24 protein-coding genes and 2 tRNA genes are annotated in these 24,168 nt (G+C 60.5%); 21 read left to right on the forward strand and 5 right to left on the reverse strand.

From position 1 onward, the window contains the following. Positions 1-55: 55 nt before the first annotated feature. The 6 genes from G6N83_RS13445 (at position 56) to leuA (ending at position 6,162) form a co-directional block, all read left to right on the forward strand. On the forward strand, positions 56-403 hold the full coding sequence (locus tag G6N83_RS13445; RefSeq protein WP_165142861.1) for an HIT domain-containing protein: 348 nt from the start codon (positions 56-58) through the stop codon (positions 401-403). Next, positions 381-1,478: a PhoH family protein gene (locus G6N83_RS13450; RefSeq protein WP_165142863.1), complete on the forward strand. Its 1,098-nt coding sequence runs from the start codon at positions 381-383 to the stop codon at positions 1,476-1,478. The genes G6N83_RS13445 and G6N83_RS13450 overlap by 23 nt, the downstream gene beginning before the upstream one ends. Further along, entirely contained in the window at positions 1,475-1,951 is a 477-nt protein-coding gene (gene ybeY / locus G6N83_RS13455) for an rRNA maturation RNase YbeY (protein WP_165142865.1), read from the forward strand. The genes G6N83_RS13450 and ybeY overlap by 4 nt, the downstream gene beginning before the upstream one ends. Continuing rightward, positions 1,948-3,327 carry a hemolysin family protein gene (locus tag G6N83_RS13460; protein WP_165142867.1) on the forward strand — a complete coding sequence of 460 codons (1,380 nt, stop codon included), beginning with the start codon at positions 1,948-1,950 and terminating at the stop codon, positions 3,325-3,327. The genes ybeY and G6N83_RS13460 overlap by 4 nt, the downstream gene beginning before the upstream one ends. A 1-nt stretch (position 3,328) precedes the next feature. Continuing rightward, positions 3,329-4,249: a GTPase Era gene (gene era, locus G6N83_RS13465; RefSeq protein ID WP_165142869.1), complete on the forward strand. Its 921-nt coding sequence runs from the start codon at positions 3,329-3,331 to the stop codon at positions 4,247-4,249. Between the two features lie 152 nt (positions 4,250-4,401). Then, positions 4,402-6,162 (forward strand): 2-isopropylmalate synthase, encoded by a 1,761-nt coding sequence (leuA, locus tag G6N83_RS13470; protein WP_165142871.1) that lies wholly within the window; start codon positions 4,402-4,404, stop codon positions 6,160-6,162. A gap of 62 nt (positions 6,163-6,224) precedes the next feature. Here the strand turns inward: leuA and G6N83_RS13475 are convergent, their stop codons facing one another. Continuing rightward, positions 6,225-6,917, reverse strand: a complete 693-nt coding sequence (locus tag G6N83_RS13475; protein ID WP_165142873.1) for a trimeric intracellular cation channel family protein — start codon at positions 6,915-6,917, stop codon at positions 6,225-6,227. A gap of 116 nt (positions 6,918-7,033) precedes the next feature. Here G6N83_RS13475 and G6N83_RS13480 point away from each other — a divergent pair, with 116 nt between their 5' ends. From G6N83_RS13480 to G6N83_RS13490, 3 genes are read left to right on the forward strand one after another with little or no spacing between them, the layout of a single operon-like run. Continuing rightward, complete coding sequence (locus G6N83_RS13480; protein ID WP_165142875.1) at positions 7,034-8,101, forward strand: NAD-dependent epimerase/dehydratase family protein; 1,068 nt, start codon at positions 7,034-7,036, stop codon at positions 8,099-8,101. Positions 8,102-8,110: 9 nt separating this feature from the next. After that, complete coding sequence (locus G6N83_RS13485) at positions 8,111-8,773, forward strand: glycosyltransferase (RefSeq protein ID WP_165142877.1); 663 nt, start codon at positions 8,111-8,113, stop codon at positions 8,771-8,773. After that, positions 8,770-9,423 (forward strand): TIGR04282 family arsenosugar biosynthesis glycosyltransferase, encoded by a 654-nt coding sequence (locus G6N83_RS13490; RefSeq protein ID WP_165142879.1) that lies wholly within the window; start codon positions 8,770-8,772, stop codon positions 9,421-9,423. The genes G6N83_RS13485 and G6N83_RS13490 overlap by 4 nt, the downstream gene beginning before the upstream one ends. On the opposite strand, the gene G6N83_RS13495 is transcribed toward G6N83_RS13490, so the two are convergent. Both G6N83_RS13495 and G6N83_RS13500 read right to left on the reverse strand, forming a co-directional pair. Further along, on the reverse strand, positions 9,420-9,887 hold the full coding sequence (locus G6N83_RS13495) for a hypothetical protein (RefSeq protein ID WP_165142881.1): 468 nt from the start codon (positions 9,885-9,887) through the stop codon (positions 9,420-9,422). The two genes, G6N83_RS13490 and G6N83_RS13495, sit on opposite strands and share 4 nt — an antisense overlap. Then, a complete protein-coding gene (locus tag G6N83_RS13500) occupies positions 9,884-11,047 on the reverse strand; it encodes a molybdopterin-dependent oxidoreductase (RefSeq protein WP_241246227.1) in 1,164 nt (387 codons plus the stop codon). Before G6N83_RS13500 ends, G6N83_RS13495 begins: the two co-directional genes overlap by 4 nt. Before the next feature lie 90 nt (positions 11,048-11,137). Between G6N83_RS13500 and G6N83_RS13505 the strand changes: the two genes are divergently transcribed. Genes G6N83_RS13505 through G6N83_RS13520 form a run of 4 tightly spaced genes read left to right on the forward strand, consistent with a single transcriptional unit; the run spans position 11,138 to position 14,787 of the window. Next, positions 11,138-12,496, forward strand: coding sequence for a hypothetical protein (locus G6N83_RS13505; protein WP_165142885.1), 1,359 nt, complete (start codon positions 11,138-11,140; stop codon positions 12,494-12,496). A gap of 48 nt (positions 12,497-12,544) precedes the next feature. Next, entirely contained in the window at positions 12,545-13,273 is a 729-nt protein-coding gene (gene recO / locus G6N83_RS13510; protein WP_165142887.1) for a DNA repair protein RecO, read from the forward strand. Beyond that, positions 13,270-14,073: an isoprenyl transferase gene (locus tag G6N83_RS13515; RefSeq protein WP_165142889.1), complete on the forward strand. Its 804-nt coding sequence runs from the start codon at positions 13,270-13,272 to the stop codon at positions 14,071-14,073. Before recO ends, G6N83_RS13515 begins: the two co-directional genes overlap by 4 nt. A 36-nt stretch (positions 14,074-14,109) precedes the next feature. Beyond that, positions 14,110-14,787, forward strand: a complete 678-nt coding sequence (locus G6N83_RS13520; protein ID WP_165142891.1) for a DsbA family oxidoreductase — start codon at positions 14,110-14,112, stop codon at positions 14,785-14,787. Between the two features lie 19 nt (positions 14,788-14,806). Here the strand turns inward: G6N83_RS13520 and G6N83_RS13525 are convergent, their stop codons facing one another. Further along, on the reverse strand, positions 14,807-15,307 hold the full coding sequence (locus G6N83_RS13525) for a glutathione peroxidase (RefSeq protein WP_165142893.1): 501 nt from the start codon (positions 15,305-15,307) through the stop codon (positions 14,807-14,809). A gap of 57 nt (positions 15,308-15,364) precedes the next feature. On the opposite strand from G6N83_RS13525, the gene dusB reads away from it, so the two are divergent. The 6 genes from dusB to G6N83_RS13555 all read left to right on the forward strand — a co-directional run bounded on the left by dusB (position 15,365) and on the right by G6N83_RS13555 (position 22,369). After that, positions 15,365-16,519, forward strand: coding sequence for a tRNA dihydrouridine synthase DusB (dusB, locus tag G6N83_RS13530; protein WP_165142895.1), 1,155 nt, complete (start codon positions 15,365-15,367; stop codon positions 16,517-16,519). Continuing rightward, positions 16,491-17,876: a deoxyguanosinetriphosphate triphosphohydrolase gene (locus tag G6N83_RS13535; protein ID WP_165142897.1), complete on the forward strand. Its 1,386-nt coding sequence runs from the start codon at positions 16,491-16,493 to the stop codon at positions 17,874-17,876. The genes dusB and G6N83_RS13535 overlap by 29 nt, the downstream gene beginning before the upstream one ends. Then, positions 17,876-19,762 (forward strand): DNA primase, encoded by a 1,887-nt coding sequence (gene dnaG / locus G6N83_RS13540; protein WP_165142899.1) that lies wholly within the window; start codon positions 17,876-17,878, stop codon positions 19,760-19,762. Before G6N83_RS13535 ends, dnaG begins: the two co-directional genes overlap by 1 nt. A gap of 34 nt (positions 19,763-19,796) precedes the next feature. Next, a complete protein-coding gene (locus G6N83_RS13545; RefSeq protein WP_165142901.1) occupies positions 19,797-20,609 on the forward strand; it encodes an ATP-binding cassette domain-containing protein in 813 nt (270 codons plus the stop codon). A gap of 90 nt (positions 20,610-20,699) precedes the next feature. Then, positions 20,700-20,772 (forward strand) — tRNA-Asn (locus G6N83_RS13550). 193 nt (positions 20,773-20,965) lie between these two features. Further along, positions 20,966-22,369, forward strand: a complete 1,404-nt coding sequence (locus G6N83_RS13555) for a flotillin family protein (protein WP_165142903.1) — start codon at positions 20,966-20,968, stop codon at positions 22,367-22,369. A gap of 1 nt (position 22,370) precedes the next feature. Here the strand turns inward: G6N83_RS13555 and def are convergent, their stop codons facing one another. Then, positions 22,371-22,937: a peptide deformylase gene (gene def / locus G6N83_RS13560; protein WP_165142905.1), complete on the reverse strand. Its 567-nt coding sequence runs from the start codon at positions 22,935-22,937 to the stop codon at positions 22,371-22,373. A gap of 42 nt (positions 22,938-22,979) precedes the next feature. Here def and G6N83_RS13565 point away from each other — a divergent pair, with 42 nt between their 5' ends. Both G6N83_RS13565 and G6N83_RS13570 read left to right on the forward strand, forming a co-directional pair. After that, positions 22,980-23,981: a DMT family transporter gene (locus G6N83_RS13565; protein ID WP_420901765.1), complete on the forward strand. Its 1,002-nt coding sequence runs from the start codon at positions 22,980-22,982 to the stop codon at positions 23,979-23,981. A 13-nt stretch (positions 23,982-23,994) separates the two neighbouring features. Further along, positions 23,995-24,068 (forward strand) — tRNA-Ile (locus G6N83_RS13570). The last annotated feature ends 100 nt before the right edge of the window (positions 24,069-24,168 follow it).

Here is a 24,168-nt window from a genome sequence, read left to right on the forward strand (position 1 = left end):
GATGCGCGGAAGCATCTCGCGAGCTCAGCGCAGGGTGTCTCGGTAGGATGGTCGCATGAGCGAACCTTCGATCTTCACGCGAATTTTCAGGGGAGAAATTCCCGCGGAGATCGTGGGGGAGACCGCTAACGTCTTTGCGATTCGCGACATTGCTCCGCAGGCACCTGTCCATCTCTTGGTGATACCCAAAACCCAAGAGTTTCGTGATGTCGTGGAACTTGCCGCTGCGGCCCCGGCGTTGATGGCCGAAATGGTCGACCTTGCTCGGTCACTCGCTATGGAGCACTCAGACGGCGACTTCCGTTTAGTTTTCAACACTGGCGAAGGCGCGGGCCAGACGGTATTCCACGTGCACGCTCATGTTCTTGCCGGATCTCTCAATGAAAAGAGCCTTGGTGGCTGATAGTTCTGATTCCTCGACCGTCGAACGCATCCTCGTCGACGGCATCGCGATGGTGAAGTTGTTGGGTCCCGGTGATCGTCTGCTGCGCGTGCTTGAGCGCGAGCATCCGGGTGTGGATCTCCATGTCCGCGGCAATGAGATCACGCTGACGGGCGCGCCCGAAGTCGTTGCGGGGGCGAAGGAGCTCGTGGACGAGCTGATCACGATGACGCGCTCCGGCCATGACCTTGCACCGGCGGATGTGACGACGTCTCAGAGAATCCTCGACAAGGACGGAGCTATGCGCCCGTCTGAGGTGCTCGGTGAAGTGATTCTGAGCTCTCGCGGCAAGATTGTGCGCCCGAAGACACTGGGTCAAAAAGACTATGTCGATGCGATCGAAGAAAACACGATTGTGTTCGGCATCGGTCCAGCCGGTACCGGTAAGACCTACCTTGCGATGGCCAAGGCCGTCCAGGCGCTCCAGCGCAAAGAGGTGAGCCGCATTATCCTTACGCGGCCCGCTGTTGAGGCAGGCGAACGCTTGGGGTTTCTGCCCGGCAGCTTGACAGACAAGATCGACCCGTACCTGCGTCCGCTCTACGATGCGCTCAACGAGATGATGGATCCAGAGCTCGTCCCAAAGCTCATGGCCGCGGGAACTATCGAGGTGGCACCGCTCGCGTACATGCGAGGCCGCACACTCAACGATTCCTTCGTCGTCCTCGACGAAGCGCAGAACACGACTCCTGAGCAGATGAAGATGTTTCTGACTCGGCTGGGCTTCGGCACGCGAATGGTCGTCACGGGCGATATCACGCAGGTTGATCTTCCCCAGGGGTCGTCCGGGCTCCGACTTGTCACGCGTGTGCTGAGAGATATCGACGACATCCACTTCGCGATGCTCACTAGCGCTGACGTAGTGCGTCACTCACTCGTCGGGCGCATAGTCGACGCCTACACCGAATACGACGAACGTGCGGTCGCCGCCCGTCGTGAACGCGACGAAGCGGCAGAGTTCGCCAGCCGTGTAGATCGTCGATCGCCGCGAGCCGGTGCGACACGAGACAGACTTCCGAAGCGAGGACGTTCATGACTATTGAAATCAACAACGAGTCCGGCTTCGAAGTCGACGAGTCAGTCTTTTTGCGTCTGATGGAAAGCAATCTCGCTCAGCTCCATGTCAGTCCCGATGCAGACGTTGCGATTCTGCTTGTCGATGAGGGTGCCATGGAGGCTCTTCACGTCCAATGGATGGATGAGCCCGGCCCAACGGACGTGCTCAGCTTCCCGATGGACGAACTGCGCCCGGGTACCGAGGAGCAGCCGACTGCTCCCGGGCTCCTCGGGGACATTGTCCTCTGCCCTCAAGTCGCCCAGACACAGGCACAGGCAGCGAAACCTCCGCAGTCCACACAGGACGAACTCGTGATGCTGACAACACACGGACTTCTGCACCTACTGGGCTTCGACCACGCCGAGCCGGACGAAGAACGAGAGATGTTCGGACTGCAGCGTGAACTGATCGCGTCGTTTGCTGCAGCGGAACGGCGCCGGGACCGCCCATGACCCCTGTCTTACTTCTGGTTCTTGCCGTCATCTTGACGGCATTTGGCGCGCTGATGGCCGCTATCGACGCGGCGCTCAGCGTGACATCTCGCCAGGACCTTTCGGAAGCCGCAGGGCAGGGTAAGAACTCTGATCTCCTTCGGCGCATTGCGGCGGATCCTGACACGCACGAGAACGCTGTCATATTCATCCGTGTGCTGGCAGAAACCACCGCCGCTGTGCTGGTGACTGTTTCTTTCACGATGCTCATCCAGAACGTCTGGTGGGCAATGCTCGGCGCAGCGGTGCTGATGACCGGCATCTCTTTTGTGGTTGTGGGTGCGAGTCCGCGTTCGGTCGGCCGGCGCCACTCGCGGTCTCTCCTCACGACCGCAGCCCCCATCATCCGTGGTGCCCGAATCGTGCTCGGTCCGCTCGCACACGCGCTCGTCGCTCTCGGCGACCGGGTGACCCCGGGAGCCTCTCGCGGAGCATCGTTCGACTCAGAAGAGCAACTACTCAGCATGCTCGATGAAGCCGCGGACCACGACCTCATCGAGGAAGACGACCGAGACCTCATCCACTCGGTGTTCGACTTCACCGACACCTACGTGCGTGCGGTCATGATTCCGCACACCGACATGGTGACTCTTCCGGCACAGACCCCCACGCGTGAAGCAATCGCACTCTTCCTTGAAAAGGGTGTTTCCCGCATCCCGCTTCTGCGCGATGAGCGAGACGACGTGCAGGGTGTGCTCTATTTGAAGGATCTCGTGCAGTTCGCTTTTCGCGACGAGGCCCAATGGGCTCAGGCGCCGGTCGGGCCACTGGCACGCCGCCCCGTCTTTGTCCCAGAGTCGATGAAGGCCGAAACTTTGCTGCAGCAGATGAAGCGCGATGCTGTTCATGTTTGCCTTGTAGTTGATGAATACGGCGGAATATCTGGTTTGGTCACTCTGGAAGATCTGCTGGAAGAGCTGGTCGGTGAGATTGCCGACGAATATGACCCACGCGTAGAAGAGGTTGTCGAACTCGAACCCGGGCGCTACCGCGTGTCTGCGCGGCTTTCGCTCGATAGCGTCGGTGACCTGTTCGGTCTTGACCTCGAAGACGACGACGTCGACTCCGTTGGAGGCTTGCTTTCAAAGGCGCTCGGACGAGTGCCGCAGCCTGGCGCACGCGCTGAACGCGATGGATTGGTCCTCGTGGGCGGTACGTCTCGCGGCCGCGGCCGTGGGCTCGACACTGTCTTCGTCGAGCGTGCACAGCCTCCGGCTGATGCCGAAGAAATCAAAGAAGATGATTCGGCTGCAAGCGCCGAACACCTCCCCACCACCGACACGGGTGCCGTGCGCATTCCGAAAACTAAAGGCAAAAGTGCCAAGCGACGGGATTAACATGACGCACTCACCCTCATCTCCAGCCGAAGCGGCCACCCACAGCGGCTTCGCGACATTCGTCGGACGCCCAAACGTCGGTAAGTCGACGCTCACCAATGCTCTTGTTGGAGAGAAGGTCGCAATCACTAGCGATAAACCACAGACGACGCGCCGCGCTATCCGCGGAATTCTGAACCGTCCGGCAGGCCAGCTCGTGATCGTTGACACGCCAGGTGTGCACAAGCCGCGTACCCTGCTCGGGCAGCGGCTGAACGACCTGGTCGAGCAGGTTCTGGGCGATGTGGACGTCATCGTGTTCTGTGCTCCGGCCAACGAAAAGGTCGGCCCCGGCGACACCCGCATCGCGCAGTCGCTCGATGGCTACAAACGTGCCGTCAAAGTGGCTCTCGTCACGAAGACGGACGTTGCCACGCGCGAACAAATCACAGAGCGTCTACTCGAGGTCGATGCGCTCCGGGAAGATTGGGCCGCTGTCATTCCGGTGTCGGCACTCACAAATGATCAGCTCGGCGTCCTCACCGATGAGCTGCTCTCACTCATGCCGATCGGGCCCGCCCTCTACCCCGAGGGCGTGGTGACAGACGAGTCGATGGAAGATCGCATCGCGGAAATCATCCGAGAAGCATCGCTCGAGGGGGTGCGTGATGAATTGCCTCACTCCATTGCCGTGACGATTGAAGACATGTCGCCCCGTGAGAACTCTGACTTGACCGATATCTTCGCGAATATCGTTGTCGAGCGGGACAGCCAGAAGGCGATCATCCTCGGGCTGGGAGGGTCGCGCCTGCGCGATGTGGGAGCTACCGCTCGTGCTCAGATCGAACCGCTTGTCGGCACTCGGGTGTTCCTGTCGCTGCGCGTGCGTGTCGCAAAAGAGTGGCAACGTGATGCCAAACAGCTCGGTCGACTGGGCTTCTAAAAATCTTCAGGTTTTATCCCTGCTACCATCTTTGACATGTGCTTCGGTGGGCTTCTTCTTCTTAGCTGCCGCGACGAGTCCTCGATTTAGGGCCTTCCTCGTCGCGGAGCTTGTGCTGGCCCGCCTCAAGACACGAGAGAAGAAGCGAAGAAATGCACAAGACACAAAAGCCTTCGGGCATGCCGATCCACAAGTATCGCCCGTTCCATGAGCAGATCCGCGTAGACGTTCCGGACCGCACGTGGCCCGATGCACGCATCACGGAGGCACCCCGCTGGTGCGCAGTCGATCTGCGCGATGGAAACCAGGCGCTCATCGACCCCATGAGTCCCGAGCGCAAGCGAGTGATGTTCGATCTGCTCGTGAAGATGGGATACAAGGAGATCGAGGTCGGGTTTCCGAGCGCGAGCCAAACTGACTTCGATTTCGTACGGCACCTGATCGAAGACAACGTCATTCCAGATGACGTAACCATCCAGGTGCTCACACAGGCGCGCGAGCATTTGATCGCACGGACCTATGAGTCGATTGCCGGCGCTAAGCAGGCAATCGTGCACCTCTATAACTCAACGAGCGTTTTGCAGCGCGATGTAGTCTTCCGCACCGACAAGCAGGGCATCATCGACATCGCGCTTGAAGGCGCGCGCCTGTGCCGCCAGTACGAGAAGACGATTCCCGAAACCGCGGTTTACTACGAGTACTCACCAGAGAGCTACACCGGGACCGAACTCGAATTCGCCGTTGACGTCTGCAACCAGGTCATCGAGGTTTTCGAGCCGACCCCCGATCGCAAGGTCATCATCAATCTCCCCGCAACGGTCGAGATGGCGACGCCGAACGTCTACGCCGACTCGATCGAGTGGATGAATCGTCACCTCGCGCACCGCGAAAACATCATCGTTTCGCTGCACCCGCACAACGACCGCGGCACAGCGATTGCGGCAGCCGAGCTCGGGTACATGGCTGGTGCGGATCGTATCGAAGGATGCCTGTTCGGTAACGGTGAGCGAACCGGAAATGTGGATCTCGTCGCCTTGGGTATCAACCTGTTTACTCAGGGTATTGACCCAGAGATAAACTTCGACGACATCGATCAGATCAAGCGCACTGTCGAATACTGCAATCAGCTTCCCGTTCCGGAGCGGAGCCCCTGGGCGGGTGACCTCGTCTTCACCGCGTTCAGTGGATCGCACCAAGATGCCATCAAGAAGGGTCTTGAAGCGATGGAAGCGCGCGCGGCATCCGAGGGCGTTGGTGTAGATGACATCGAGTGGGCTGTTCCGTACCTGCCCATTGATCCCAAAGATCTCGGACGCTCATACGAGGCTGTCATTCGTGTGAACTCGCAGTCGGGCAAGGGCGGCGTCGCGTACCTGCTGAAGAGCGATCACTCGCTCGATCTGCCTCGCAGATTGCAGATCGAGTTTTCCGGCGTTGTGCAAGCTAAGACCGATTCTGAGGGCGGAGAAGTAACGAGCGACCAGATCTGGTCGATCTTCACCGACGAGTACCTCCCGGCTACCAGCAACGACGGTAAATGGGGCCGGTTCGAGCTGCTCGCCACCCGAAGCACGAGCGAGATGACAGGGGATGTCGAACTCGCGGTGCGGCTGCGCGACGGCGACACGGTTTCTGACGCGACGGGACACGGAAATGGCCCGGTCGCCGCATTCATCGATGTTCTGCGGGGCCATGGGTTCGATATTTCGCTCTACGATTACGTCGAGCACACGCTCAGCGCGGGTGGCGATGCGCAAGCCGCCGCGTACGTTGAGCTCCAAGTCGATGGTGAACGCCTCTGGGGCGTCGGTATCGATGGCGACATATCGACGGCATCCCTCAAAGCCGTTGTTTCATGTGTCAACCGCGCTGTACGTACTCGTATGGCAGCGGGCGAACTGGCAGCTGTATAGACACAGTTCAACGCTGGAGGCTCCGTCACGCGCACTGTGGGCGTAACGGAGCCTCCAGCGTTTTAGGCATTCGGACGCACGATGGGGATGGCAGCGGTTTCAACGGCTACCTTTCGGCGGTAGAGCATGCGTTGCTCCGGAAGAGACAGGTCGAAGATGACCGCAAGGAGTCGGATAACCGTCGTCAAGCTCACTCCGATAACGGCCGCGATGCTGATCTCGAGACCCAATGCTGCCGCAGAGGCAAGAGCGAGGCATCCCGCTCCCGCCGCGACGGCATAGAGCGAGCCGACATGCATAATGGCGACAGGCAGCCCCATCATGACGTCGCGGAGCACGCCTCCGCCTACGGCCGCGCACACGCCGACGAAAACCGCCGGGACGAGTGGGAGGCCAACGACGAGGGCCTTGCTAGTCCCGAATGCGCCGAAAAGCCCGATGACAACAGCATCCAAGCCGACGATGAGCCAGTTCACTTTTGCAAGGATGCCAGCGAGAAGCATGCCTACTAACGCTGCTGCCATTGCGGTTAAGAGGTACCAATTGGACTGCAGGGTCGCGGGGGAAAGGCCCAGTAAGAGGTCACGGATGAGTCCGCCGCCCATGCCCATGAGCATGCCGATGATCGCGACTCCGAGAAAGTCGAGTCGTCGGTCGCCGCGAAACCCAGACGCGAACAGTGCACCCTGGATGCCTCCGAGCCCGACTGCAATGAGATCGGCCCAGAGCGGAATGACGAAAAGCGGCTGAGGCACAAAATCCATTGTGGGGTGCACGTGAGTGTGCTGCGCGTTACAGCGCGCGTATAAGCGCAGATTCTCGTTCTCGTCAATCCGCCTTTGCTAAGGCGTAAGACATTTAGGGTAATGAAATGCCAGCGATGCTTATCACCGGAGGCGCCGGGTTTATCGGCTCTCGTCTTCACCAGGATGCAGCGAGCGCCGGATGGAGTGTCCGGATACTCGACTCCTTGCGAGCCGATGTCCACGGTTACCCGGCCGCCGGGCGTGCGGACAGCGTCAACTTTGTGCACGGCGACGTCAACGATCCCGAGACGCTTGATCGTGCGCTTGAGGGCATAGACGTGGTCTCGCATCAGGCAGCCAAGGTCGGGCTAGGCGTCGATTTGGATGACGCGCCTGACTATGTCCGCAGCAACGTCCTCGGCACCGCCGAATTGCTCGCTGCGATGCGGAGACAACAGGTTTCGCGTCTCGTGCTGGCATCCTCGATGGTCATCTACGGCGAAGGTGCTTACCGGACTGGTACGTCGGGAAAGTCTGCGCGTCCAGCGCCGAGACGTGTTTCCGACCTCGAAGCCGGCGGCTTCGATCCCTTTGATGCGGATTCCGGTGACGTTCTTGTGCCTGAGCTGTTGTTTGAGGACGCACCATCCGACCCCCGAAATGTGTATGCAACGACGAAGCTCGCGCAGGAAAACCTCGCCGCATCATGGGCGCGTGAGACGGGTGGGCGGGCTGCAATCTTGCGCTATCACAACGTCTATGGTCCAGGGATGCCACGGGACACCCCCTACGCCGGTGTCGCCTCGCTCTTTCGCTCCGCGCTCGAGCGTGGTGAAGAGCCCCGGGTCTTCGAAGATGGCGCTCAGCGCCGTGACTTCGTTCATGTCGCAGATGTGGCGGCAGCAAATATGGCCGCCGTGACCTGGACGGCAAACGAAGAAGCAGGTTCTGTGCGTGCTTTCAACGTCGGTAGCGGCCGTGTAACGACGATCAGCGAGATGGCCCACGCGTTGAGCGACGCTTTTGGCGGGCCAGCGCCCGTTATCACAGGGCAGTATCGCCTGGGTGACGTACGACACATCACTGCGTCTTCCCAGCGTGCTGCAGAAGAACTCAACTGGCGCGCGGCGGTGCCGTTCCACGATGGAATGCGCGAGTTCGCAACTGCTCCGCTTCGGACTTCTGGAAAGTGAAGCAGAGCGATGGCCGATGTTGACATCATTTTTCCCTGCCTGAACGAGGCGGCCGCGCTTCCCTGGGTACTCGCACGCATTCCGTCGTCATATCGAGCGATCGTTGTAGACAACGGTTCGACAGATGGATCCGCTCAGATTGCAGCTGAAGCGGGAGCACTTGTGGTTACCGAGTCGCGCCGTGGCTTCGGCGCGGCGGCTCACGCCGGTCTCGAAGCGGCTGATGCCGATGTCGTGGCATTCGCGGATGCCGATGCTTCGCTGAATCCAGAAGAAGTTCCGGCTCTTGCCGCATTGGTTCGCGCGGGCTCGGCTGATCTCGTGCTGGGGCGCCGCGTGCCAACGAGGGCGGGAGCCTGGCCTTGGCACGCGCGACTGGCAAATTTCGAACTTGCGCGACGCATTACTCACGCAACCGGTGTCAAAGTAAGGGATTTAGGTCCGATGCGTGCCGCGCGCAGACAGGATCTACTCTCACTGCACCTGAAAGACCGACGCAGTGGGTACCCGCTGGAGATGATGCTCAAAGCTGCCGCGGCCCGCTGGCGGATCGTGGAACACGACGTCTCCTATCATCCGCGAGTGGGCCGCTCCAAGGTCACCGGAACCGCCCGAGGAACCTACATCGCGGTCAAAGACATGTCGAAGCTGCTGCGGGAGTACTCGTCGTGACAGCATCGCTGACTGTCGCCATTATCGCGAAAGAATGCCGGCCCGGGCATGTGAAGACTCGTTTGAGTCCGCCGCTTACACCCGAAGAAGCGGCGGAGATTGCCGCAGCCAGTCTCGCTGACACAATCGATGTCGTCGCGGCCCTCCCCGTAGCCCGTCGCATCCTGTTTTTCGACGGCGCACCTCCTGCGGGACTACATCGTCGCGGCTTCGAAGTTCTTCCACAACCTTTGGGTGGCCTCGACGAGCGCCTGGGTTTTCTCTTCGATGCCATGAGCGGGCCGAGCGTGATGATCGGGATGGACACGCCGCAAGTGAGCGCCCAGGTGTTGACCGGGCCGCTTACCCGATGGGATGAATCGATCGATAGCTGGTTTGGTCCTGCCGTCGACGGCGGCTTCTGGGCGCTCGCGATGAGGGAGCCCAATGGCAGTCTTATTCGCGGTGTCGAAATGTCGCAGCCCGACACCGGCGCTCAGCAGCGTGCGCGTCTCGTACGTGCGGGGCTGAGCATTCGTGATCTCGCGACGTTACGAGATTTCGACCACGTCGAAGACATTGACGAGATCGCCATGGATGCTCCACGATCACGCACGGCACAACTCTGGAATGCGATGAGGTCGCACCTTTCGACCCGCACCGAGCGCTAGCGCGCCCACTTCGGCCGTCGGCTGGCACGCCACAGACCTAAGAGAATACAGAACCCGCTTACGGCGAGCGTCGTGAGCCACAGCACAGCGATGATGAAAAGATAGTCAGTCATATGAATCGAGCTGTTGCGTGGCCCGACCATTCGCACCGCGATGCCGGGAATCATGATCAGTGCGGCGCAGGCCGAAGCGACAAGGGATGCGCGAGTGATTCGCGTTAATACCGGACCAATCACGTCAGCAAGTGGTAGCGCGAAGCTTGCTGCAACCGCGACGAGCGGTGCGAGCACAGCGTCGTGAAGGGCGACCGCGAACAAGAGCCAGAGTGCGACGAGTGCGACGTCCGTGATTGGTATTGATGCCAGCCCGAAGGTGATCCCCAACACGATCAAGACCAAGCCGCTCGTGCCGATGAGCACCCGGCGGACGAAAAACTGCGTGGTCCGCGGTGAAGCGACGCTCACGAGAGGACCTCGATCCGGCTCAGCCACTTGGTCTGTAGGACCCCGGGTCGGCCCGGAGCGATCATTCGTATTGGGAAGCCGTGGTCAAGGTCGAGCGCCTCGTCGCCGAGAAAGAGCGCGGCAACTGTCGATGGATCCGCAACATACGCGGCTTGCATTTTCGTCGAAGCGAATGCGCCGCGAACCTGCAGGCTCTTGAGCTGCACGTCCACATCGCGCTCGTCGACGAGCCGGAGAAGATCTCGCAGGCGCACCCCACGCCATGTTGCTTCTTGGCTCCACCCTTCAACGCAAGCGATAGGTAACTCAACTGTCGTCTGCGGCAGTTCGAGCAGATCGTCTCGGCTCAGTTCAATGCTCTTAGACGTGCCTACTACGCTCAACCGCCAGCCGGGGTCGCGGGCGGTGTCGACGACGCCTGCTTCAGCTGCCGTGCGGTTCACGGGGAGGTTCTGTGGCCCCACATAGGGGCGGCGTGGCGCCAGAAAGGCGATCGATCTGAGCGGCGTGACAGTCTGCCCCGCAGTCGTCGCGACGATCAGTCCGGCCGCGGCGCCGACGGCGATGAGGGCGCCGCGGCGCGAGACGCGTTCTTCGGCTGACTCGGATGTCACGGCTGGGGCGGTGCGTCGCCAGTACGTCATGATCAGCGGCAGCTTGACAGCGACGTGCAGCAAAATGCTGCCGATGAGTAGCCAAGCCAGCGCAAAGTGAACCGGGCGAAACGAGAACGGAAAGACATACCATTGCGCGATATTCATGACACCGAGGGCAACTTCGAGCAGCGCCGAAGAAACGAGTAGCGCCACGGATATGCGTTCGAAGAGCGAGAGCAATCCGGTGATCGGCGGCCACGAGAAGAGCCGCGGAAAGACAGACCACAGCTTTCCGAGCAATACCGGAACCAGCGCGAGTCCTGCCAGTACATGGGCGCCTTGAGTGAACCTGTAAAGCTGCGCAGGCTGAGGTGAAAGCGGAAACCAGCTCGGTGGATTTTGCAGCACGTGGCTATATAGGCCGGTCGCGAAACACACCAGCATGAGGATGCCGAGGGCACGACCCAATACGACAGTTGTGCGGGTGCGTCGCCCCGGGGTGCTTACTCGGTGTCCGGCTGCCCGCACGAGGGCTTCGACGCGGTGCGAGAGCCTGTCGGTCACACTTTGGTGCATAACAACAGCAAACACCGTGTTCGCGCCGAGTGGAACGCTTGCAGCCGGATTTGGCGAATCGGCCTTTAGGCTCGACTCATGCCGACGCACCCGCCTGCGGTCCGTGAAAGTATCCGCGGTCACCGAGCCGCCTGGATCGGCCTGCTCCTTGCGCTGATTCTGATCGCCGCGGCAGTGGCGATTCCCCTCGTCACGGGGTGGGACGTAGCTACGCGGGCGTCACGTTCGGAAGACCCAAACGCGCTTGCACCGCTCCACGGCTTATGGCAACCACACCTCGGTGTCGCCACAGCCGTCGCGATTATTGTGGCGGTACTTGCATGGCGTTATGCACCGAGACTTTCGAAGGATCTTTCGTGGCGAGCGTTGCTTGCCGGCGCGTTTCTCGGGTCGCTCGTTTGGATGCTCTCGCTCGCGCTCGTCGATGGGCCCAGCGGAATCTCACGAGTTCTCGGTAATCCCTATGAATACCTCGAAACTGCGCGAGGGGTCACTGACGTCGGCGCATTGCTGCAGGAGTACATTTCACGCATTCCTCTCGACGCGCAAGACAACTGGGTGACACACGTTGCAGGTCACCCGCCCGCGATGCTCTTGTTTTTCGTGGGGCTTGTGCGCATCGGACTTGGTTCTGATTTCGTTGCGGGCCTCGTCGTTATCGTGATCGCAGCATCATTGGCTCCTGCTGTTCTCGTGACGCTTCGGGCACTAGACATTGAAGTCATTGCGCGTCGCGCGGCTCCCTTTCTAGTGTTCACTCCTGCTGCTGTCTTCCTCGCGGTATCTGCCGACGCCGTGATCGCAGTCGTCGGCGCATGGGGAGTCGCCGCCCTCGCGCTCGCCAGCACCGCACGATCGCGACGAGTCTGCATCATCTGGGCACTCGTTGCTGGTCTACTGCTCGGGCTGCTGGTGGAGATGTCGTACGGGATGCCGCTATTCGGTGTGCTTGCAATCGCAGTTTTGGTTGCGGGCAAAAGGTGGCTGGCGCTTCCGATTGCGGCAGCAGCAGCGCTAGCCGTCGTCCTGGTCTTTTCGGCGGCGGGATTTTCGCTCTGGGAGGCATTCGCCGTGATCCGCGAGCGTTACTGGGATGGGATCGCCCGTCGCCGGCCCTTCGGCTATTGGGTCTGGGGTAATCTCGCCGCTCTCGCTATTAGCGCCGGACCTTTCGTGGCTTCGGGGCTCGCCGTCATGAGTGCAAAAGTCCGAAAGGTGAGTGTGCCCGCGCTCTTGGTGGGCGCTGGAGTGCTCATGATCGTGCTTGCGGATCTTTCGGGCATGAGCAAAGCCGAAGTTGAGCGTATCTGGCTTCCCTTCATTCCGTGGCTCACGATCTCATTGGCATATCTGTCGCCACGATGGCGGTCCGCCGCGCTCGCGGGGCAGCTCGTTTGGGCGCTTGTTGTGCAGCACCTGTTCTACACAGTGTGGTGACCGGCTCCGCCTCGCGCTGAGACGGCGTTCACGAGAGATAATTGAGAGATGCCTACCTATCGCGACGAAGCTGTTGTGCTGCGCACGCACAAGCTCGGCGAGGCCGATCGCATCGTGACGATGCTGAGCCGGAGGCACGGCAAAATTCGCGCCGTAGCCAAGGGCGTTCGACGCACATCATCGAAGTTCGGTTCGCGGCTAGAGCCCTTCATGGTCGCCGACGTTCAGCTATACATAGGTCGTTCTCTCGATGTGATTCAGCAGGCAGAGTCGCTCGGGTCTTACGGGAGTGAGATCGTTGCTCACTACGACAGATATACCGCCGCAAGCGCGATGGTCGAGACGGCCGACCGTCTGGGTGACGCTGAGGCAACGACATCCCACTACCTCCTTCTTGTCGGTGGGCTTCGCGCGCTGTCTCGCGGGGCACATGCGTCACGAAACATCCTGGATTCGTATCTTCTTCGAGCGCTCGCCCTCTCAGGGTGGGCGCCAGCGCTCGAAGAGTGTGCTCGCTGTGCTCGGCCGGGCCCACACGACATTTTCGTCGCACAAATGGGCGGTGCAGTGTGCGCGTCCTGCGCACCCGTCGGTGCGCCGCGTCTCTCAGGCGCGACTGCGACGCATCTTCGGGCGCTCATGACGGGGGAGTGGGAGATCATCGACGCAGCAGAGAATTCCGCTTCTTCGTCGGCGTCAGGATTGATTGCGGCGTACACGCAGTACCACTTGGAGCGCGGCATCCGCTCTCTCAGCCATATGGAGACGAATCGATGACGCCAAAGCCCTATACGCACCGCGACGCTGTCGAGTACCGTGCACTGGACTGGACCGGCGTATACCCGCCAGAGTTTCCTCGTGGTGCTGTACCTCATCACGTCGCAATCGTGATGGACGGGAACGGGCGATGGGCTAATCGTCAAGGACTCACTCGTGTGGAGGGCCACAAGGCCGGTGAGGCTGCGCTGCTCGACGTTGTCGCGGGGGCTATTCAAGCCGGCGTAAAGCATCTGTCTGTCTACGCCTTCTCTACGGAGAACTGGTCTCGGTCACCCGATGAAGTGCGTTTTCTCATGGGGTTCAACCGTGATGTGCTGCACCGACGACGTGATCAGCTCAACGAATGGGGCGTGCGCGTGCGCTGGGCGGGCCGCAAACCTCGCCTCTGGGGATCCGTTGTGAAAGAACTTCAGTACGCCGAAGAACTCACCCGGAACAATGACACACTCACGCTCACGATGTGTGTGAACTACGGCGGTCGAGTCGAGATCATCGACGCGATGCGCTCGATTGTTGATGACGTTGCCGCGGGCAAACTTCGCCCCCGTGCTGTCAGCGAAAAGCTGCTTCGTCAGCACCTGTATCTTCCTGATATGCCCGACGTCGATCTGTTCTTGCGGTCGAGCGGTGAACAGCGCACCTCTAACTTCCTGTTATGGCAATCGGCATACGCGGAGTTTGTTTTTCTCGACACACTGTGGCCCGATTTTTCGCGAACTGACCTTTGGGAAGGCATCGCTCGCTACCTCGATCGTGATCGTCGTTTCGGCGGCGCCAAAGACACACCGACGGCGTGAGGGAATAGCTCGGGCGAGTCGCCGGTTTCTTCTTGCATGACGGATGCCATCAAGATCGACGTGTGGAGCGACATCGCCTGCCCGTGGTGCTATATCGGTAAAAAGAATCTCGAAAAGGGTCTGGCCGAAGTCGCCAGCGACGAGGACGCGCCGCTCGTGGAGGTCACTTACCATTCCTACGAACTTTCACCGGATACCCCAGTCGATTTCGAAGGCGATGAAGGCGATTACCTTGTGCAGCACAAGGGAATTTCGCGCGAGCAGGCGCTTGAGATGGCAGATCGCGTTACTGACGTGGCGCGCGAAGCCGGGCTCGACTACCACTTCGACATCCTGAAGCACACGAACACTGTCAAGGCCCATGAACTCGTTCACTTTGCGAAGGAAATGGGCATGCAGGACGCGATGAAAGAACGCCTGCTCTCAGCGCACTTCGTGGAGGGGCGCCACGTCGGTCGTGTTGATGATCTCGTCGAACTCGCTGTTGAAGTCGGTCTCGACGCCGATGCGACGCGTGACGCTCTCGTTTCCGAGAAATATGTCGAAGCAGTTCGCGCCGATGAAGATCAAGCCCGTGCCTACGGCATAAATGGCGTGCCGTTTTTTGTGATCGACGGAAAATACGGCATTAGTGGAGCGCAACCACCGGCCGCGTTCTCGCAAATCGCTCGTCAGGTGTGGGCCGAGCACAAAGAAGAGGCTGCCGCCGTCTAGCCGGTGTCGTGGCCCGACGCTACTGCGGCAGGTTGCTCTCGATAACCGAGACGATAGCCGGGTCGTCGGGCTTCGTCTGCGGGCGGAAGCGATGAACAGATCCCGAGGGCGTAAGGACGAACTTTTCGAAGTTCCACATGATGGGGCCCCGGCGGCCCTCTTCGTCCTTCGCTTTTTTCAGCGCCTTGTAAACTGGCGCAGCTCCGGCCCCATTGACCTTGACCTTGTCGAGGATGGGGAACGTGACTCCCCAGGTCATCGAACAGTATTCCTGGATCTCTTCGTTCGTTCCCGGTTCTTGACCCATGAACTGATTGCAGGGAAAACCGAGGACAGTGAAGCCGCGGTCCTCATAGGTGCGCTGGAGTTCTTCCAACTGTTCGTACTGAGGTGCCAGACCGCATTTGGAGGCGACGTTTACGACGAGCACGACCTTGTCGCTGAAGTCGGCCAAACGCGCGGATGACCCGTCGGAAGTGAGGAAATCTATGTCACGCCATGAAGTCGTCGTCTCGCTCATGTTCACAGCGTATGCCAGCGCCACCATGTGCGGGCTGACGTGAGAGACAATAGTGAGGTGACTTCTGCCCTTACCGCCGCTCCGGTTCTTCGAATCGGACCACACGCGCTCGATGTGCCCGTGGTTCTTGCTCCGATGGCTGGCATCACAAATACGGCGTTCCGCCGGTTATGCCGTGAGTACGGGGCCGGGCTCTACGTCAGCGAAATGATTACCTCGCGCGCGCTCGTCGAGCGCAACGAGACAACGATGAGACTCATTACGCACCATGAGTCGGAGACACCTCGTTCGATTCAGCTCTATGGTGTCGATCCTCAAACGATGACCGAGGCGGTGCGCATCCTCGTGGCAGAAGATCGCGCGGATCACATCGACTTGAATTTCGGATGCCCCGTGCCGAAGGTGACGCGAAAGGGCGGCGGGTCTGCGCTGCCCTGGAAGCTCGATCTTTTTCGTGACATCGTCGGTGGTGCGGTGCGCGCGGCCGGTGACGTGCCGCTGACTGTCAAAATGCGTAAAGGCATCGATGATGAACACCTCACGTACCTCGACGCCGGACGCATCGCGGAGGGCGAAGGGGTAGCCGCGGTCGCTTTACACGCACGTACTGCAGCTGAGTTCTATTCCGGCACCGCAGATTGGTCGGCGATCGCCAGGCTGAAAGAGACAGTGACGTCGGTGCCGGTTTTGGGAAACGGCGATATTTGGTCGGCCGAAGATGCCGTCCGCATGATGGCGGAAACCGGCTGCGACGGTGTTGTGGTCGGCCGGGGGTGCCTTGGGCGTCCGTGGCTGTTTGGAGACCTCGCCGCAGCATTCGGCGCTGACGTCGCGCCCGTCGATGCCACGTTGGGCTTCGTGATTAATGCGTTCCGTCGTCACGCTGAGTTACTCGTGGAATTTTTTGAGGATGAAGGTCGCGGTTGCCGTGACATCCGGAAACACGTCGCCTGGTATTTCAAGGGATATCCGGTGGGCGGCGAGACCCGCGCGCAGCTCGCGACGGGGAGTTCTCTGGCCGAGTTCGATGACATTCTGGCAGCCCTCGACGTGGATGCTCCTTACCCGGGAGCTGGGGCCGAGGGCCAGCGTGGGCGCGCGGGTACGCCGAAGCGCCCTGCTCTGCCCGAGGGCTGGTTGGACTCCAGGGAAGTGTCCCACGAGGCATCCCGGATGATTGCAGATGCAGAAGTGGAAAACAGTGGCGGTTGAATCGACAGTCTCCGGCGTGTCAACTGGGCGTCCGAGCGGCTACTCAGATGACGATGCCGCGCGCTTTTTCTCAGAGGAGCACCGCTCGCAGCGCGATGATTTCGCGCGTGACCGTGCACGTGTCCTTCATTCAGCTGCGCTTCGGCGTTTGGCTGCAAAAACTCAGGTGCTGAGTCCGGCAAGCCCCGCGGATTTCGCTCGCAATCGTCTCACTCATTCGCTTGAGGTCGCGCAGGTGGGGCGCGAACTCGCCACTGCGTTACAGCTCTCGCCGGACGTCGTCGACACAGCATGCCTCAGCCATGACCTCGGCCACCCTCCGTTCGGGCATAACGGCGAGCGTGCACTCAACGAGTGGGCTGAAGATATCGGCGGCTTCGAAGGAAACGCTCAATCGCTGCGAATTCTCTCTCGCCTCGAGCCCAAAGTCGTCGCCGAAGGACGCAGCTTCGGGTTGAACCTCACACGAGCAAGTTTGGATGCCACGAGCAAATATCCGTGGACGAGCGCGAATCCGCTCCCCGATCCGGGTGGGCGGCTGAAATTCGGCGTCTATCCTGACGACGAAGATGTCTTCCACTGGCTCCGAGAAGGTGCTCCAGGGCGGGTGCGCTGCATCGAAGCAGAGGTTATGGATCTCTCCGACGACATTGCTTACTCAGTGCACGATTTCGAAGACGCTGTTGTGAACGGTTATCTCGATCCGCGACGCCTCTCGGATGTGCGGGAACATTCCGCGCTGCTGAGCGCGATCCAATCGTGGGTCGGTTACGACTTCACTCGAGACGAACTCGCGGATGCGCTCTATCGCTTGTTGCGGCTGGAAGAGTGGGTGCAGGATTTCGACGGTTCTCGGGCTTCGCTCGCGCGACTGAAGAACCTCACGTCTGACCTGATTGGGCGGTTCGCCCGCGCAGCGACGGCGGCCACGCGCGATTCATACGACTCACCGACTCTCACCCGCTATCACGGCCACGTCGTTGTGCCCCGCGTGATCGAGGCAGAAATGGCGGTTTTGAAGGGCACCATAGGTGCTTTTGTCGTGACGATCGAGGGACGAAAGAGTCTCTACAAAGAGCAGCGGCACGTACTCAAACGTCTCGCGACCGCGCTTTGGGAGAAACCTGAGCATCTCGACGCAATCCATGCGGAGGACTTCGCGACGGCGACATCGGATGCGTCACGCAAGCGCGTCGTTGTGGACCAGGTTGCGACACTGACCGATCGCTTTGCGATCTCCTGGCACGGCAGGCTGGTGTCAGAGCTCGATCTTGCGGCGCTCGGAATGTGGGTCCCCGATATCCGCCCGATGGTGCGATCGTCGTATGCGCTACCTGAGCCTCTTGAAGGACTCTGATGGCAGGCCGCATCGCGCAGGCGGACATCGAGGAAGTGAAGTCACGCGTCAATATCGCTGACGTCATCGGAGAGCGTGTTGCGCTCAAGTCCGCGGGAGTTGGGTCGCTCAAAGGTCTGTGCCCATTCCACGATGAACGCAGCCCGAGTTTCCATGTGCGCCCGCAGGTGGGTTTCTACCACTGCTTCGGCTGCGGCGAGTCCGGGGACGTCTATACGTTTCTGCGCCAAATGGACCACGTTTCGTTCACCGAGGCCGTGGAAATTCTCGCAGGCCGCGTCGGCTACTCCTTGCATTACGAAGAGGGCGGTGCGGCTCCCGAAACGTCGGGTCGTTCGCGTTTGTACGCCGCGAACGCGGCGGCCGCTGAGTACTTTCGTGCGCAACTGAGTAGTGGTGAAGCAGCAATCGGACGGAAGTTTCTCGGTGAGCGCGGGTTTGATGCCGGTGCGGCGGCCCACTTTGGGGTGGGTTACGCACCAAAAGGGTGGTCACATCTCTTAGATGCTTTGACCGCAAAAGGCTTCACGAAAGAGGAACTCACGACCGCCGGGCTCGTTTCGCAAGGGCAGCGCGGTATCTACGATCGATTCCGCGGACGTCTCGTGTGGCCGATTCGCGATCTCACAGGTCAGGTACTGGGCTTCGGCGCGCGTCGTCTTCACGACGACGACAACGGTCCCAAATATCTCAACACACCCGAGACTCCGATCTACAAGAAGGCTCAGGTTCTCTACGGTCTAGACCTCGCGAAGAGAGATATCTCGCGTTCGCACAGTGTCGTCGTTGTCGAGGGATACACCGACGTAATGGCCTGTCATCTCGCCGGAATCACCACGGCGATCGCCACATGTGGCACGGCATTCGGCACGGACCACATCACGGTCCTGCGGCGGGTAATGGGTGACGACAATTCGTCTGGCGAAGTCGTCTTCACCTTCGACCCCGACGAAGCTGGTCAGAAAGCAGCGCTCAGGGCTTTTGGCGACGAGAAGCGCTTCGCTGCGCAAACGTACGTGGCGATCGCCCCTGAGGGCCTTGACCCGTGTGATCTGCGGTTGAAGCGCGGTGACGGCGCGGTGCGTAGTTTGATGGACGCGAAAGCCCCGATGTTCGAGTTCGCAATCGACCGACGTCTAGAGGGATTCGATCTCGCAACGGTCGAGGGACGTGCGGGAGCGCTTGGCGCCGCGGCACCAATCGTCGCGGATATTCGTGACCCATCGCTCCGACCCGGGTATGTGCGTGTGCTTGCCCGCAGGATCGGGCTTGAGCTCGGCGAAGTGCGCGCCGCCGTAGAGCGTGCTGCGCGACGGGGGAGTGACGCTGCAAAAAATCCGCGGACGCCGCATGCGCCGCAAGCTACGTCGGGCGCGTCTGATGGAGCAGCGCAACCCGAAGACGTGCCGGCATTGCGGGTGAGCGTCCGAGACCTGCCGCGCACTGCAGAGACGGCGCTCGAGCGCGACACGCTAATGGGGGCGCTGCAATACGGGCATCGAATGGACCCTGACCTCTTTCGGCGAGCGATGGCTGTCGAATTTCGCACTCCGGGACTCGACGCGGTGCGGCAGTCGATTGCTGCGACGACCGATCCGCAACGCGCAGGGTGGGCGGTCGACGCCGTGTCTCGGGTGCGGGAACCGTACCGCACTCTGGCAGCGGAACTACTCACCTCGGACTTTCCCGCGCGCGACGATGAGCACGCTGTGGCATCCGCCGACGATCTCGCGCGGCGAGTGCTGATGCGCGCTCTCGACAGCGCGAAATCAGAGCTTGTCCGGCAGATTCAGCGGGTTCCTGCGGACTCAGAAGAAGGGCGAGGCGTGCGTATGCGCCTACGTGAAATCGACATCGAACGCGCGCAGGTTCGCGGCGACCAGTAGCGCCCAACTCCTCTGACAGGGCAGGATGAACTGTATGGTTCGCTCTCAACCGGCTTCTGTTGCCGTCGACGTCGATGATCTCTCGATCGAGCGACTCTCCGCACGGGGCGGCGACGCGGCCCGTGTCGTCGATGGAGTGACGTTCACATTGGAACGCGCGAACACTCTCGTGCTGATGGGGCCGACCGGCTCTGGTAAGAGCTCACTCGCGGCGATGCTCGCGGGACATGGCGGCGCGGACATGAAGGTCGTTGGTGGCGATGCCCGGGTCGAAGGCATTTCAATCCGTAAGGGCGGGCGTCCGTTGCGCCAAGTCACTTACCACACGGGGTTTCTCGCACAGGGAGACGCTGCGCGTCTTCCGCCGCGGTCAACCGTGGCTGAGATCATCGCAGAGCCTGTTACGAGTCGTGATCGCCGAGCGAACGCCCGTGCGATAGCGCTGCGCGTCGCGACCCTACTCGATGAGTTCTCTTTGCCGCTCGGGATGACCTCGAAGTACCCGTACGAGCTGAGCGCCGGGATGCGTCAGCGTGTTGCCCTCGCCCGCGCTTTCATGCTTGAACCACGGCTGCTGATCGCCGACGATATTTTTGCCAATCTCGACGTCGACTCACGACGACTCGTACGGGAGGCGATTGTCCGAAGGCGAGAAGATCGCGCAATGTCCGCCGTGCTGGTGACGAACGACACGGATGCCGTGAATGCGCTGAACCCTTACGTGCTCGTGCTTCGCGCGGGACACCCGATCGCCTTTGGTCGCGGTACGAAAGACCTCCTGTGGACCCCGAGTTCCGAAGCCGACGAGCGACTCGTTGCGCCGAGCACAATTCCAACTGTGCGCTGACGGATATTTGACGACAAACCAGCAAACGTGCACGGGCACCCGTTGACGTTTGCTAAGCTTGTCTGGTTGCCCGCTGAGGGCAGCGAATATTCCTCCATAGCTCAATTGGCAGAGCAATCGGCTGTTAACCGGTAGGTTCTTGGTTCGAGTCCAAGTGGGGGAGCAAATCTGCCAAAAAAGCGCCTCAACAGGGGCTTTTTTGCATTCATATCAGCATCTCTGCCCCATTCTTCTTCGGAGTGGGCGTAGTTACCCCGTGTGCCGTGGCCGATCTTCAGCGACCTCGGCTCGTTGGTAATCGGTAGGGTTGAAGAACCGCGCAGTGCACGCTCGCGGTCACGCTGTCTGGAGGAACTATGGAGTTCGCCGCACTAGGGGCTGTCGGCCTCATTGCGATCATCGCCGTCGTAGTAATCATCGTTGTGGGGGTCATCGTGGCGATCCTGGTACGCGCGTGGTATCGAGTTGCACGTGCTGATGAAGCTCTTGTAATCGTCGGTAAGCGTCAGAAGAGCAACGATGGTGGTTCCTCGCGCATTACTGTCATCACTGGTGGCGGCGCAATCGTCAATCCTTTGACGCAGCGTGCCGAAATGATCTCGCTGCGCGCGCGCCAGATCAAAATGGAGCCAACGGCGCAGTCCTCCAACGGTGTGACAGTAAACGTCAACGGTGTCGCACTCGTCAAAATTGGATCCGACCCCGAGTCGGTCCGGCGCGCAGCAGAACGCTTTGCATCTCAGGACAAAGCGATTGAGCAGTTCACGACCGAACAGCTCGAAGGTGCGCTTCGTGGTGTCGTTGCGACGCTGACAGTCGAAGAGCTCATGCGCGATCGTCAGCGCCTCGCCGACCAGATCGCTGAAGGGATCAAAGGTGACCTCTCCTCGCAGGGGCTCATCCTGGATTCGTTCCAGATCCAGGGGATTACCGACTCCAACGGCTACATCGCAGCCCTTGGCGCCACCGAGGTCGAGCGTGTGAAGCGTGACGCCGAGGTTGCGAAGATCAACGCGGACCGAGAAATTCGCGCTCGTCAGATCGCGACAGACGAGGCGAACCTGATCGAACAGACGGCTCTCGATAAAAACACCGCTGCGGCAAAGGCTCAGGTTGGTCGAGCCAATGCCGAAGCGGAGCAGGCTGAGGCTCTGGAACGCTCTGAGCGGCAGCAGGCCGTTCTGCTGCAAGAGGCCGAGAATAAGCAGGCGCAGCTCGATGCAGACGTTCAGAAGGTCGCTGATGCGAACCTTTACGAGCGTCAGCGCGCTGCGGATGCTGATGCGTACGCTCACGTGAAAGAAGCCGAGGCTCACGCGCAGATCGCTGAGCAGCAGGCAGCAGCAACGCGAGTACGCGCAGAAGCCGATGCTGACGCTATCCGTCTGGAAGGTGACGCTCGTGCGCAGGCGATTCGCGCTGAGGCAGAAGCGCTCTCGCACAACCAGGAAGCCCTGCTCGCACAGCGGGCGCTTGAGTCCTTGGTGCCGATGATGTCGGAGTTCGCGAAGGGCTACGACAAGGTCGGATCGATCACGGTTCTTGGGGGAGAAGGTGCAAGCAGCCATCTCGCCAGCGAGTCTGCGTCTGGGTTGCGCGCGACTTTCGATGCCGTGCGGGCCGCGACAGGTCTCGATCTTGCGGCTGTCATCCAGGGTCGTGTCGTTGGAAACAGCGTCGGCGATGCGATCGCTGAGACGGCGCCAGCGGCGCCGACCACCGTCTCACCGCAGGCCCCTGAACCCGCACCCGAGTCGTAATTCAGGCGTCGAGGTCATCGACGCCCGGCATCCAGGAGACGCCCGGCCGGTTCCACCCGCGCTTCCGGGCGATCTTCTGTACCGTCTTCCAGTCCCGATCATCGATTCTGTCGATGTAGAGCACGCCGTTCAGGTGGTCGAACTCGTGCTGCAGAATTCGCGCACGCCATCCTGTCACCTCGAGGCGGACTGCGGCGCCTTCGAGGTCTGTCCCCGAGATAATGGCTCCTTCGGAGCGGCGCAGGGGGAATCGCTCGCCCGGTACCGATAGACAGCCCTCGGACTCTTCCTCTTCGTCGGGTTCTCCTGGTTCGAGAGGTCGTATCCACAACTCCGGGTTGATGATGACGCCCCGCCAGGGCGCGCCATCATCGTCCTGGTATGTGTAGGTGAAGATTCGCAATCCGACGCCCACCTGGGGCGCCGCCAGGCCCACGCCGGGGGCGGTGTCCATAGTCTCGAACATGTCGGCGACGAGGGTACGAATCTCGTCGGTGATGACCTCGACTGGCGCAGCAGGCGCGTGCAATACCGGGTCACCCATGATGCAAATTGGAAGAACAGCCACGCCTTGAGCCTATCGAGCGTATGTGCCAGCTACTGTTTTATGGTGTTCTGGTTTTCTCCCACGCTCGATGACGTCAGCAATCAGCTGGTTGGTGTTTTTGAGAACCCAGCTTTGCTGCTGGGTATCCCGCTGGCCCTTTCTGGCGCGGTTTTCATGTCGTTCGGAGCGCAGTATCAGCACCGGGGCGTTACAAAGGTGGGCCAGCTTGCTGGTGGCGCCAATTCAAACGGATTGACACTTTCTCAGCTGGGCCGTTTACTCACTAGGCCATCCTGGGTATTGGGCACCGTGATGCTCGGACTCGCCATCGTCTGCCAGCTGGGCGCGCTGAGCGTGGCGCCGCTGATCGTTGTGCAGCCGCTGGGTGCCATATCCCTCGTCATCACGACGCTGCTGAACGCGCGAGTGACAGGACACACTCCGACTCGCCGCTCCATCACAGCGATCATCGCGTGTGTGGGAGGAATCTTCCTTTTCGTCACGGTCGCCGCTCTCTTTGCGGTAGAGCAAGCAGTAACGACGAGTCAGATCGTCATCGTGTTGTTGTTGCTTCTGGTTATCTCGATCGTTCTGGTGCTGCTTTGGCTGCTCTTTCGTCGACGCCAAGCACGCGCATTGTTCTACGTCGTAGCGGCCGGAATCGTCTACGGCTTTGTGGCGACTCTTGCCAAGATCGTCATTCTTCGCGTCCAGGATGGCAATTTCGACTGGTTGACGCTACTCAGTCTTGTCGCTCTTGTCGCAGGTACCGGCCTCGGCGCGTACTTCGTGCAGACCGCGTATTCATCCGGCCCGCCTGACCTGGCAATTGCGGGTCTCACGGTGGTCGACCCGATGGTCGCGGTTCTCGTTGGCCTGACCGTCCTCGGGGAGGGATCAGCCGTCCCCTTCTGGGGCTACGTGATCTTCATCATCGCCGGGGCCGTGGCCATTTGGGGCGTGATCAATCTTGCGATCTATCACCCACAGGTTATGAAAGACAGTCAAGAGCTAAACATTCGTCGCGGCAGTGGCGAACTTCGCCAGCCGGACGAGACCGAGTAAGCTCGTTCGCTGAGGGGCGGTGGCCAAGCTGGTTAAGGCAGCGGGCTCATAACCCGACGATCGTGGGTTCAAGTCCCACCCGCCCTACAAAACATCCGCCCGAAATTCCTACTTTCGAATCTCGCGCACGTCAATGCTTGTGAATTGCCAGTCGCGTCGGCAATAATGGCCGCAGACAACAGAACAA

Origin of the sequence: Microbacterium endophyticum, from assembly GCF_011047135.1 — a bacterium.
In the GTDB taxonomy this organism is placed as follows: domain Bacteria; phylum Actinomycetota; class Actinomycetes; order Actinomycetales; family Microbacteriaceae; genus Microbacterium; species Microbacterium endophyticum.

Coding starts and splice junctions, on each gene's coding strand:
- G6N83_RS13535 (WP_165142897.1), top strand. CDS start 16,491: ATGCAGAAGTGGAAAACAGTGGCGGTTGAATCGACAGTCTCCGGCGTG.
- G6N83_RS13460 (WP_165142867.1), top strand. CDS start 1,948: ATGACCCCTGTCTTACTTCTGGTTCTTGCCGTCATCTTGACGGCATTT.
- G6N83_RS13445 (WP_165142861.1), top strand. CDS start 56: ATGAGCGAACCTTCGATCTTCACGCGAATTTTCAGGGGAGAAATTCCC.
- recO (WP_165142887.1), top strand. CDS start 12,545: ATGCCTACCTATCGCGACGAAGCTGTTGTGCTGCGCACGCACAAGCTC.
- G6N83_RS13515 (WP_165142889.1), top strand. CDS start 13,270: ATGACGCCAAAGCCCTATACGCACCGCGACGCTGTCGAGTACCGTGCA.
- G6N83_RS13555 (WP_165142903.1), top strand. CDS start 20,966: ATGGAGTTCGCCGCACTAGGGGCTGTCGGCCTCATTGCGATCATCGCC.
- G6N83_RS13480 (WP_165142875.1), top strand. CDS start 7,034: ATGCCAGCGATGCTTATCACCGGAGGCGCCGGGTTTATCGGCTCTCGT.
- ybeY (WP_165142865.1), top strand. CDS start 1,475: ATGACTATTGAAATCAACAACGAGTCCGGCTTCGAAGTCGACGAGTCA.
- G6N83_RS13505 (WP_165142885.1), top strand. CDS start 11,138: ATGCCGACGCACCCGCCTGCGGTCCGTGAAAGTATCCGCGGTCACCGA.
- leuA (WP_165142871.1), top strand. CDS start 4,402: ATGCACAAGACACAAAAGCCTTCGGGCATGCCGATCCACAAGTATCGC.
- dnaG (WP_165142899.1), top strand. CDS start 17,876: ATGGCAGGCCGCATCGCGCAGGCGGACATCGAGGAAGTGAAGTCACGC.
- G6N83_RS13485 (WP_165142877.1), top strand. CDS start 8,111: ATGGCCGATGTTGACATCATTTTTCCCTGCCTGAACGAGGCGGCCGCG.
- era (WP_165142869.1), top strand. CDS start 3,329: ATGACGCACTCACCCTCATCTCCAGCCGAAGCGGCCACCCACAGCGGC.
- G6N83_RS13525 (WP_165142893.1), bottom strand. CDS start 15,307: ATGAGCGAGACGACGACTTCATGGCGTGACATAGATTTCCTCACTTCC.
- G6N83_RS13545 (WP_165142901.1), top strand. CDS start 19,797: ATGGTTCGCTCTCAACCGGCTTCTGTTGCCGTCGACGTCGATGATCTC.
- G6N83_RS13520 (WP_165142891.1), top strand. CDS start 14,110: ATGACGGATGCCATCAAGATCGACGTGTGGAGCGACATCGCCTGCCCG.
- G6N83_RS13450 (WP_165142863.1), top strand. CDS start 381: ATGAAAAGAGCCTTGGTGGCTGATAGTTCTGATTCCTCGACCGTCGAA.